Annotated in this window: 10 protein-coding genes; 2 read left to right on the top strand and 8 right to left on the bottom strand. The window is 59.2% G+C overall.

Annotated elements, in window-relative coordinates:
* Positions 1-260: 260 nt before the first annotated feature.
* The gene (locus tag AC07UI_RS21915) at positions 261-1,772 is read right to left on the bottom strand and encodes a YdgA family protein (protein WP_494994473.1); all 1,512 of its coding nucleotides are present in this window, start codon (positions 1,770-1,772) and stop codon (positions 261-263) included.
* A 643-nt stretch (positions 1,773-2,415) separates the two neighbouring features.
* On the opposite strand from AC07UI_RS21915, the gene AC07UI_RS21920 reads away from it, so the two are divergent.
* Both AC07UI_RS21920 and AC07UI_RS21925 read left to right on the top strand, forming a co-directional pair.
* Positions 2,416-4,035, top strand: a complete 1,620-nt coding sequence (locus AC07UI_RS21920) for a T6SS phospholipase effector Tle1-like catalytic domain-containing protein (RefSeq protein WP_494994474.1) — start codon at positions 2,416-2,418, stop codon at positions 4,033-4,035.
* 2 nt (positions 4,036-4,037) lie between these two features.
* On the top strand, positions 4,038-4,694 hold the full coding sequence (locus AC07UI_RS21925) for a DUF2931 family protein (RefSeq protein WP_494994475.1): 657 nt from the start codon (positions 4,038-4,040) through the stop codon (positions 4,692-4,694).
* Between the two features lie 131 nt (positions 4,695-4,825).
* Here the strand turns inward: AC07UI_RS21925 and AC07UI_RS21930 are convergent, their stop codons facing one another.
* The 7 genes from AC07UI_RS21930 to AC07UI_RS21960 form a co-directional block, all read right to left on the bottom strand.
* Positions 4,826-5,458 (bottom strand): NADH:ubiquinone oxidoreductase subunit N, encoded by a 633-nt coding sequence (locus AC07UI_RS21930; RefSeq protein ID WP_494994476.1) that lies wholly within the window; start codon positions 5,456-5,458, stop codon positions 4,826-4,828.
* Between the two features lie 92 nt (positions 5,459-5,550).
* Complete coding sequence (locus AC07UI_RS21935; protein WP_494994477.1) at positions 5,551-6,999, bottom strand: efflux transporter outer membrane subunit; 1,449 nt, start codon at positions 6,997-6,999, stop codon at positions 5,551-5,553.
* On the bottom strand, positions 6,996-7,886 hold the full coding sequence (locus tag AC07UI_RS21940; protein WP_494994478.1) for an efflux RND transporter periplasmic adaptor subunit: 891 nt from the start codon (positions 7,884-7,886) through the stop codon (positions 6,996-6,998). Before AC07UI_RS21940 ends, AC07UI_RS21935 begins: the two co-directional genes overlap by 4 nt.
* Complete coding sequence (locus AC07UI_RS21945) at positions 7,883-8,092, bottom strand: DUF1656 domain-containing protein (protein ID WP_030128598.1); 210 nt, start codon at positions 8,090-8,092, stop codon at positions 7,883-7,885. Before AC07UI_RS21945 ends, AC07UI_RS21940 begins: the two co-directional genes overlap by 4 nt.
* A complete protein-coding gene (locus AC07UI_RS21950) occupies positions 8,089-10,176 on the bottom strand; it encodes an FUSC family protein (protein ID WP_494994479.1) in 2,088 nt (695 codons plus the stop codon). The genes AC07UI_RS21945 and AC07UI_RS21950 overlap by 4 nt, the downstream gene beginning before the upstream one ends.
* Positions 10,173-10,601 (bottom strand): MarR family winged helix-turn-helix transcriptional regulator, encoded by a 429-nt coding sequence (locus AC07UI_RS21955; RefSeq protein ID WP_494994480.1) that lies wholly within the window; start codon positions 10,599-10,601, stop codon positions 10,173-10,175. The genes AC07UI_RS21950 and AC07UI_RS21955 overlap by 4 nt, the downstream gene beginning before the upstream one ends.
* Positions 10,602-10,845: 244 nt before the next feature.
* Positions 10,846-11,124: a hypothetical protein gene (locus AC07UI_RS21960; RefSeq protein WP_494994481.1), complete on the bottom strand. Its 279-nt coding sequence runs from the start codon at positions 11,122-11,124 to the stop codon at positions 10,846-10,848.
* Positions 11,125-11,342 lie beyond the last annotated feature (218 nt).

The raw sequence follows: 11,342 nt of genomic DNA on the forward strand, positions 1-11,342 counted from the left end.
GTGGCAGTGGAGATGATGTTCTCTGAGTGCACAAAGCAGCCGCTGCCAGTGAATGAGGGCTGGCGGCCGGCGCCATATGACCCAGCCATGCTTTCCTACGACGCCGTCTTCCATGGCGACTACGGGGAAAAGACAAATCTGCACATTTCTTCAGATTCGCCCTGCAAAGCAAAACGCCCAGTCGATCCGCTGATGCGGTGACCGGGCGTTCGACTTGAACCTGCGTGCTTAAGACAGTTGCTGCTGACTCGACAGACGACTTATTGAACGACGACAGAGCCGCTGAACTTGCTCATCACGAAACCGACAAACTGCTCGACGGTCATTTTCTGGCCGTTGAAATCCACCTGATTGTTGGCGTAGTGCAGCTTGGAGACGATGTTGTTACCGTCCAGTTTTGCCAGTTCAGTCCCGACCGCCATGCTGCTGACCATTTCACTGGTCGTGGCCCCTTGGTCAGCAATCGTCTTGGCATCGGTCTGACCGTCCATCTGCGCTTGCACACTGGCCACGTCGGCGATCATCGGCTTGGACAGCAGCAGATTGAAATCCAATAGCGAAACAAGCTGCTTGCCCACTTCCATTGGCGGCAGCTCCATCGATTGCGGTTTGCTCAGGTCGACGACCAGGCTCACGCGGCCTTCACCGTTGGCGGTATTGAGCGAGAGGTTTTCCAGGGCAATCCGCGGTTTGGCGGCCAGCAGTTTATCCAGATCAGCCTGGACCTGAGCCTGCTCGGCATCGGTCAGTTTCAGCTCTGGCGCCGGCTCACCCGCGGCAGCCGCTGCGGCGGCGGCAACCTCGTAGGGTCGCAGCTTGTTCTGGTAAACCTGCATCAGCGACATCGCAGAAGGAATATCGACGTTCTTCATGCTCCAGGCCATGTTGGCCGTGCCAACAGCCTTGCCGTTGTAGGCGATTTCGCCAATTTTGTAGTCGGCGCGCCCCGCCAGGCTCGTGCCGGACTCGTCAGAGGAGCTTTTTGCTTCGGAGTTTTTAAGGGTCAGCACCGATTGCTTCTCGCCAAAGGTCGTCTTGGCGCTGGTCAACTCAAGGGTGTTCTGGCCCAGATAAAAGCCGTAGCTGCTCTTGGTAAGATTACTGGCCAGCGTCAGGCCGTTGAGCTCGACCTGAACCGGAGTCTGATCCTCAGCGACCGTCGACAGGTTGAGGCTGTCCATGTAGCCATTGGCTTTGACCTTCTGCGCCTGGGCACTGGCAGAAATATCGACATTCATACCGGAGAATTTCAGGTTGGATTTGTCGTCCAGCACCAGCTCCAGCGGCAACAGTTCGAACGTGCCGTGGGTAGAACGGTCGTAACCCATGTTGAGCACGCCCTTGAGCGGGGAAGCATCCTTGGTGGCGGCGAACCATTTTTCGGTGAACGGGGTCTTCTCCAGCTCGTAGCGACTGGTCGCCATGACCGGGTACAGCTTCAGCGACATCAGACGCGAGAACGGCAGCGGGCCGTGTTCGATATGGTCGACGAACAGCAATTCAACGCCTTCAGGGGCCGCACCGAACATTTCGCCCTGACCTTTGAGGCGATAGTGCGCGGTACTGCTGAACAACTGGCGATCCAGCGATACCAATTCCAGGGTCGCGGTACCGTTGGAGCCGACCATTGCGGTTTGCAGCTCTTTGTTGGCATCGGAAATCGAGGCTTGCAGCGCCCCTTCCAGTTTGGTGCCGGTGTACCAGCCGCCGCCGGCGCTGATTGCACCTATCGCGACAACGATTCCTAACAGTACGCCTGCTGATTTGTTCATGTTTGGCCCGATCAATGTCCGTTGTTGAAAGTGTGGTGGTCTTCCCTGAACCCTTGACGGGTTGCGGCTCGACTCCGCTAAAAGTGATAGGAGATTAGCATTTGCCGTACGGGCCAACCGAACCTTTGAAGGTAATACCAACCATTCGACGATCGGTCCCACGCTGCGACGTGAGCCTTCGAGCTCAAAGGCCGAAGCCTCCCACGCACAGCCGCCACAAAGCAGCCAGCACAGAAAAACGCCCTGCGGCCTTCTGGGTTTATGAAGTATCCGGGCTGCCACACCCGATCACTGAATTGGCAGCGACCCGCGAAGGTTAGCCGCGCGCAAAATCAACGCAACCTCAAAACACTGTCGGAAAAATCCCTCCCCGTCACTTCCCCTGTAGTCACTGCCGAAGGCTCGGGCCTGGTTCAGACGATAAGAACTGACGCTCCTGGTCCCTCTCGCCCGGATTTATGCCAAATCTCGTTTTAGAACGCGTTTTTTCTGTCAGCTCCAGGTGCAGCGAATTCAGCGCACTTCCCACAGACTATCAATCCGCAACTGGCATCCGGCCTTACCGTTTGGGGCGCATTTTTAGCTTGAAGCCTGCCATTGGGCTTCCGGCCCAAGGATGGGTCGACTGAAAAAGGGATGCCGAATGAAAAATGAAGTCGATGGATACCATTGCGCCGTGTGCCGTGATCAGGCGTTGGCAACACAACGGGCGGAACGAACCAAGGACAGAGCCTTCTGCGCCGAGACGGCGCAACAGCAGAACGCAGCCATGCTGGCCCGGCAACAGGCCCATGAAGACGAATGCAATCGTCTATGGGAAGAGAAACAGGCCGAAGAACAACGCCGGCAAGTCACCGTCACCTTGCGCATCGGCGTGTTTTTCGATGGCACGGGCAACAACCCATTCAACGTGGAGCTCGGCCAGCGTTGTGGCGCTCATCATCCGATCGCCCCGCAGGATCTGGATGGGAGTTGCAAGCCGTACATGCAGGATCCGAGCGGGAGTTATGGGAATGAGGTGACGAATGTGAAGGGTCTTTATGACCTTTACCTAGATTCCCGAAGTACCCGCGATATCAAAACGCAAAAACTGGCGTTCAAGAAAGTTTATGTTGAGGGAATCGGTACCACGGCCGGTGAGCCAGACAGCTTGCTGGGCTCGGCTTTGGGTCGGGGTGAGACGGGTATCGAGGCCCGGGTGTTCCAAGCCTTTCGTGAGGTCAAACAAAGGCTTTTCGACTTCCACGATGAAAACCCCGAGCTCCAGATCCACTCCCTTATCTTCGACATATTCGGCTTCAGCCGTGGTGCCGCCGCCGCGCGGCACTTTGCCTACCTGACGATGGCGAGAATCGGCAGCCCCCTGCACGAAACCCTGGCCTTGCCCAAAAAGTTCTTCGCCAACGGTTTCAGCAAAATCTATGGCGAAAGCGTGCATACCGGGTTTATCGGGCTGTTCGACACCGTGGCCTCGGTGGGCGGCTGGAGCAACCTGGGTTATGTGCGCAGCCCCGCCGCGCCGGGGGTCAAGCTGCATTTGCACCCGAAGTTCTTTCGCCATGTACTGCATCTGGTGGCGCGAGACGAATACCGTGCCAACTTCGCCCTGAACCGCCTGGGCCCGGATCACACGGAAATCAGCCTGCCCGGCGCCCATTCGGACCTCGGCGGCGGCTACCGGGACGAGGCCGAAGAACGGGTAATGCTCATCCCGCTGCAGGCACTGGACGTGCCTGCGCATACCGATGTGAAAACCACCTCGATCTACCGCGACGCCCAACAAGCGCAAGCCCACTGGCACGCCAAAGGCTGGTCCCTGGACATGTTGAGGCTTGTCACCCCCGAACCCGAACTACTACCGGCCGACTCACAGGACCGTATGGCCCCGAAACACAAAAGGGTTTTTGTCGGCTTACGGCTTCAGCGTAAGGTCAGCGCCGGGTTGGCAAAGGTGTATTTGCGGGTGATGTACGAGGAGGCGAAAAAGCACGGTGTACAGTTTCTGGAGATCGGTGCCGAGCCTGACAAAAACGTGCCCAACGAGTTGCAAGCGTTGTGTGATCAATTCGTTTCAGGCGACTACAGCACGACGCCCGCCGAAGAGAAGCTGCTCAGGCACCGTTACATCCATAGGTCTGCCCACTGGACGCCGGGCCTGCTCGCCGGACCGCGCACCAGCAAGCTCGAGCTGATCTATGTCAACGCTCCGACGGCGGACGCCGTGCGGGTGCAACACCCTCATGTACCGGAATGGATGCTGTAGCCATGAAACACCCTTTTTTGCTTCTAGCGCTGTTAGCTCTGAGCGGTTGCCAGACACCGGACCCGCTCTCGGCAAAAAATGACCCCAAGGCTCGCTGGTGGAACATAGGTTTTACCGAGCCGGCCCATATGACTGTGTGGGTTGAAATTGCATCCGTACAGGATATTCAAGGTCGGCTGTTTCGTGATGTCGCTTCACGCACGGCAGCAGGTAGCGACTACGAAGATGGTACGGAGAATGCCAGAGGTTGGACAGGGGTTGGCAGCTCAGGTATGCCGGTCATCGGCGCCGATCTGCCAAAACGCATCTATGTACGCTGGCAATCAATTGTCGAGCAAAAAGTCTACGAGGGCTGGATCGATATCTCGGAAGAAACCCGGCAGATCATGCGCAACTCCACGGCACAGCGTTGTCACAAATACCCGGAGTACACCTCTAGATTCAGCGCATCTTTAAACCTGGGCCTAGCCCCCGGCGGAATCATTCAGGTCTGGGTCTGGGACGACTGCTTCCACGCCAACAAAACCGATCGCGCCGTGGTCGGCATCGAACCGCTTGGGCCCTATATGGGAAAAAACGAAGGTCGCTACGCCTGGAAGATCAAGGATTCCTCCAAACGCTATATCGAACGCTTCGGCATCCCCTACGGGAGCTGGTGAGGCTCTGTTGAAAACGCAAAAAGATCGCAACCTACGCCAGCTCCGGGTTTTGCGTACGCCCGCGCCTACAGGGGTGTACTCGTTTGCCATAGGAGCTATCGAAGGTTGCGATCTTCGGGGCCCTCATTCCCTCAGGAATACTGAACTTCAATTTCATCCAGTTGATGATCAAAGCTCTTGAGCCGCGCCGTCCAGGTGTACACCAGCACTTCAAAGTCCCGATTGATCACCGCCCCGCTGGGTGACTCCGAACGCGGGTCGCAGAAATCCAGTTGATAGCGTTCCCGGGCCATGGCGGTGGCGACGTCGGAGAGTTCGCGGGCATTGTTCAGCCAGTGCCGACCGTCAGCGATTTGCTTGTCCAGGACCAGGCATTGGTGTTTCAGGGCCTCGAGGCTTTTTTCCAGAGGTGTGCCGGTGAGTTCACCCATGACCTCCTGGAAGGTGCGCCCCGGTTGCCAGTAACTGCCCCAGAAGTAACGGTCAAACACCGTTTCGACCCGGCGCAACGCAACCTTGGTATCCCAGATAAGCACCAGGGTTTTGCCTTGTTCGAGCTGTTTTTTCTTGACCCGCTGGCCCTGAAACATGGCCCAGGCGACCATCACGATGGACAGTACGGCGATCAACGCGATGACACTGTCGAGAAAAAGCAGCGCCTTGTCGATCTGATGGGCCAGCATGATGCCGTAGAAATAGGTAGCAGAAAGCAGCACCACCGCAGCGATGGCGCACCAGAAGCCGGGAGCATAAGGGCTTTTCATCATTCAAATCCCCATGACCATCGCAAGCCTTGATCGGTGAATTCGCGCAATCGAGGTGTGCGAACCCAACTGTTCAAAGCATAGCAACGGCCTCAGGGTTTCGCGTGCTCAGAACCTTGCGTTCGTCCGCTTTCCCAACCACCGCCCAGCGCCAGGAACAAATCGATCTGGCTGATGGCAACCTGAGTGTTGGCCGAGGCCAGCTGGGCGCGGACATCGGTGTAAGTCCGGGTCGCTTGCAGGTCAGCCAGAAACGACGCACGGCCGGCCTGGAAGAAGCGGTGAGTCTGATCCGCCGCCAGTTGTGCCGATTGCTCGGCATCGGCCAGAGCATCGCGGCGCTGCAGGACGGCGGAATACTGCGCCAGACCGGTCTGGGTTTCGCGGATGGCGTTGAGCACCACGCCGTCAAAATGCGCCAGGGCGCCCTGGGTCGACGCTTCGGCCTCACGGATCCGTGCACGAGAGCCATTGGACGGCACGGTCCAGCTCAGCAACGGGCCGAAGCCCCAGCGGTTGGTCGCCGGTTTGCCCAGATTTTCCAGAATACCAACCGTGCCGATGGACGCACCGATGCTGATATTCGGGTACAGCTCGCCGGTGGCGATGCCGATCCCGGCCGTCGCAGCCGCCAGGCGACGTTCAGCCTGGCGCACGTCCGGCCGACGCTTGAGCAGTGTCGCGCCGTCACCGACTGGTAACAATTGTGCAATGTGCGGCAGCTCCGCGCAGCTGTTGGTACCGGCAGGCAATTGCTCCACCGGTTTGGCCAGCAGCATCGACAACCGGAACAGCCCGGCCTGACGTGCCGCCTCGTACCGAGGGAGTTCGGCGCGCAGGGATTTGAATTGGGTTTGCGAACGGGTGACCTGGGTTTCGTCACCACGCCCGGCGTCACGCAAACGCTGAGTGAGCGTGGTGCTTTGAGCTTGCAGGTCCAGCGAATGTTCGGCGATTTCCCGTTCTTCGTTGGCGGCGCATATCTGGGTGTAAGCCCGTACAACGTCCGCGACCAACGTGATCCGCGCGGTGTCCGCTGCCGCTTGGGTGGCATCGGCGTTGGCCTTGGCCGCTTCGATCCCGCGCTGCAAGGTGCCGAACAAGTCGAATTGATACGAGGTGCTGATCCCGATATCGCCGACGTTGGTCACCGGCACTTTATCGGCCAGCAAAAACGCCTCGCCGGACTCCTGCAAGCGCTGCGCGCCCATCTTCACCCCACCGCTCCAGCCACCGGCCGACTGAGCTTCGTCGACCTGAGCGCGAGCCCGGGACAGGTTGGCCGCCGCCACCCGCAAGTCAGTATTCGACGCCATGGCCTGACGCACCAGTTCATCCAGACGCGGATCTTGATACAGCCGCCACCAATCGCTCGGTACCGGTGCAGAGACCACATTACTGTCCGCCCCCGCCAGATCGCCTTGCAGGTCTTCGCGGCGCACTGCCGCATTGTCCGGCAGATGATAATCCGGCCCGACGACCTGACAGGCCGAAAGCAGTAAGCCGAGCCCGGCCACTGCCAAGCGCACCGCCGATTTCATGGCCTGGCTCCCGACTCGGGCGTGTCACCGATAATCGAAACCGTAGCGGTACGCCCGGCGATCATGCGGAAATCCTCCGGCACTTCATCGAAAGCAATACGCACCGGGATCCGCTGCGCCAACCGCACCCAGCTGAAGGCCGGGTTAACGTTGGGCAGCAGGTTAGAGCCGCTGCTGCGGTCGCGGTCCTCGATACCGGCGACGATGCTTTCGACATGCCCGCGCAGCCGCGCCCGGTCGCCGATCACCCGAATATCGACGCTCTGGCCTACATGAATGCCGTCGAGTTTAGTCTCTTCGAAATAACCGTCGATGTGGAAGGAATTGCTGTCCACCACCGACAACACCGGCCGCCCGGCCGTGACGAATTCCTGGGCTCGTGGCGCGCGGTCATTGATGTAGCCGTCCACCGGACTGCGGATCACCGATCGGTCGAGGTTCAGCTGCGCGCTGTCCACCGTCACTTGTGCCTCGGCCAGCGCCGATTGCGCACGGGCGACCCGAGACTGGCTTTCTTCCAATTGCTCACGAGGCACCAGGTTGCCGAGGCCACCGTTGCGTTTGGCCTCGCGCTGGGCCTGAGCCAGGGTTTCCTGGCGGTCGGCGACGGCAGCCTTGGCCTGGCGCAGGGCCAGTTTGAAACGGTCCTGGTCGATGCTGAATAACACCTGACCACGCGTCACCAGTTGGTTATCGCGCACTTGCACTTGCTGGATCAGGCCCGAGACGTCCGGCGCAATCTGCACGATGTCGGCCCGGATATGCCCGTCCCGCGTCCATGGTGCAAACATGTAATACATCACCATGCGCCAGACCACGACACAGGCAAAGGTCACCACTAACAGAGTCAGAACCACGCGACCGAGGGTCAATAAAGGTTTTTTCATGTCATCAGGTATCGACTGAGTGAGTCCACGGCGCCGAGCAACAAAGCGTAGAGACCAACGTTGAACAATGCCCGGTGCCAGACCAGACGATAAAAGTGCAAGCGCGTCAGCAACCCGTGCACCAGCAGGTACAACACATACGTAATGCCCATCAGCACCAGCAACGTGGGCAGGAACACCCCGCTGATATCCAGATCACCGATCATAAAGGCGCTCCATCGATGCCATGGGGAAGCGGTTCTTCGAGGTCGCCAGCGCCAACGAATTCCACGCCCGGCAACAGCGCCAGCCGCAAACCGCTCAGTGCGTGCAACAAATGCAGACGGGTTTCGCCATCGCCTGGCAAGCCTTGGCTGCTCAGAGAACGGCGTGTTCGATCAAGCGTCATCAACAGCGGACTCGGCGCCGGCAAACGTTCACCGGCCTTCAGGCACGCCTTGAAGTACTCGCCGACCTCGGCCACCACCAGGCGCAGCAATGCTTGCGGCGCACCCGATACCCGTGGCATGTAGGCCAGCAAGTCCAGCAGATTCAACGCCACCCGCACTTCGCGCAGGGCGACGCCGGTGTCCTGACCGGTCATCGCCAGACGCGGCAAGTGCTGCATCAGCCGGTCGAGCACCAGCACGCCCATGTGTCGATGCTCGGCCAGGGTCGCCGGTTCAGTCAGGCTGACAATTTCGCGCCAGTTGAAGCGGGTCAGGCGTTTGGCCGCCAGCTCCGAGCCAAATGGCCGGGCGATCAGGGTCCAGACGAACGCGAACAGCAACCCGATGGGGCCTGCCAGATTGGAATTGGCGAAGCTCAGGAAATCCGCGTCGTAAGCGCCCTGGATGCTGATAAACGATGAGGTGTTGACGATGGTCAGCAGCATGCCGAGGTAAAAACGCGGCTGCACCGTGAGCGTGCCAACACAGATAAACGGCACGGCGAACGCCAGCACCAGCATCGGGAAGTCATGCAGATTGGGCAGGATCAAAAACAGGTAAAGGCTGGCGAACAACACAGACATCGCGGTCCAGAAAAAGAACCGGTAAATCTGTGGCGCCGGGTCGTCCATCGAGGCGAAAAAGCTACAGGCCACCGCCGCCAGAATCACCGCGCTGCCACCGTCGGTCCAGCCCAGCAACATCCACAACACCGAAGCGACGATGATTGCGGTAATGGTCGACGCCACCGAATACAGCATCAACCCATGATCGAGAAACGGCGTCAACCGTCCCAGGCGCCAATGGCGATAGACCGCGCGCCAGATATCCTGGCTTTCGCTGTGAATCGCCTGTTGCAGGCTGCGGCAGTCTTGCCACAAATCGATCCACTCGCCGAGGCGATACAACGCGTTGGAAAACAACAACTGGCGGCGGTCGTCCAGCGCATCCAGGCTCGGTTGCAAGGCTTGGAGCTGACTGCGCAACGTTTGCCAGCGCTCGACAGACGCGTCATTGACGGTGTTTTCAAGCCATTCATTCGTTGCAAGCAAAAGCGCCGCGAACTTATCCACAAGCTCTGGCGTACGCCGCTCAAGGGCATACAAGGCATCGTCCAGCGCATCCACCACCGGCAACAGGTGAATCATCCGCCCGCGCAACTCTTTGGTATTGCGCACCGTTTGCGGCCGCGCGCCCTCGTGGGGCAATTGGCCGATCATCGGTTCGAGGCTGTTGAAGGTTGCGACCATCGAGGAACGCAGGGCGCTGACTTCCTCGGGTTGCACCGCACGGCTCAGAAAACGCTGGCTGTAGGTCGCCGCATCGGCAAACCACTTGCCCGTCGAATCGACGAATACCGGCGCCAGGCGCCGTGGCCAAAACATGCTGCCGATCACCGCAGCGCAGACGATGCCGAGGAAAATTTCCTCGGTTCGCGCTTCTGCGACGTCCCACACCGCCAGGGGGTTATCCACAACCGGCAGGGCGATCAATGGCAAGGTGTAACCGGCGAGCATCAGCGCGTAGCTGTTGGCCGTGCGCAGGTGCAAGGAAAGGAACAGCAGAATGCCGGTCCAGAGCGCAATCACCACCGCCAGTAACAGCGGCGCCTGCACAAACATCGGCACAAAAAACAACGCCGCCGCCGCACCAAGAAAAGTACCGACGGCGCGGTACAGCGCCTTGGAACTGGTGGGGCCGACGAAAGGGCTGGAAACGATATAAACCGTGGCCATCGCCCAATACGGGCGCGGCATCTGCATCAACAAGGCGATGTACAGCGCGATCATCGACGCGGCGAAGGTGCGCACGCCATAAAACCAGTCCCGCGCAGGTGGCATGCCGGCAAAAAATCCGTTCAAGACGTCGTCACCGGTAAATGAGTGGCCGATTCAAACGCGCGGATCACCCGCAACGCAGCCTCTAGATCCGCGGGATCGATACCTTCGAGCACCTCACGGCGCAAGCGCGCCAGCTGCGCCTCGACCGCCTGCACCAGTTCGCGACCGCTCTGGGTCAGGCTCAAGCATTTGGCGCGACGATCATGGGCATCTTCAGTGCGGCAAACGTAGCCGGCCTTGCACAGCTGATCGAGCAAACGCACCAGAGACGGACTCTCCATCCCCACCGCTTGGGCCACCGTTACCTGACGCACGCCCTCACCCAGGCGCCCGATCATCAACAACGGGACGGCACAGGCTTCGGAGACGCCATAGTTGACCAGCGTGGTCTGACAGATCCGCCGCCAATGCCGCGAAGCGACCACCATGCCAATGCTGATGTTCATCTGGAGAGCGTCGAGATTTTTTGACAAAAGGAAACTCGCATACTGTTAGTTTGCTAACTATCAATATGGCCCGAAGAATAAATTCAGTCAAGTTTTGAAACAAATTGGTAAAGCAGACCGACCGATCGTTCCCACGCTCTGCGTGGGAATGCCTCATTGGACGCTCTGCGTCCACTTCGGCAGTGACGCGGAGCGTCACGGGCTGCATTCCCACGCGGGAGCGTGGGAACGATCAGAGGTAACGTCAGGTCGCCTTCAACGCTTGGGCGGTCAGGCGATGCTGCACTTCTTCCATTATGTCCAGGCCATCACGCAACGACACAAACGCCGCGTTGACCAAGCGATAAAGATCCTGATCGTCGATATCGCGGATGGTGACTGAGGTGAGGGTTTCCAGCAGATCGGTGCCAATGCGCACACGGCTACAGGCTGTTTCGTGCAGAAGATGAGTCGCCGCGAGGGTGTTGAAGGCTAGAACGGAGGCGGCGGTGGGGTTGGATGTCAGGGGACGATATGGAGTCATTGGGTATATCTCGTAGATAGTTTTTTGGGAGCCTCCATTCATCGTCGCCAAACGAAAAAGGGTGGCAGCTGTGCGCAGGTTGGCGAACCGGTCATCTACGAAACCCGGCAGACTCGAAGGTCTCCCGCGCACAGCCGCCATAGTGTAGTGGTCAACTAATTCCAGACACCTCGATAGGTGGTTTCGACGCCATCGCCCGTTCGTAAACGGTCGGTGGC

Source organism: Pseudomonas sp. GW821-FHT04C07 (genome assembly GCF_059420325.1).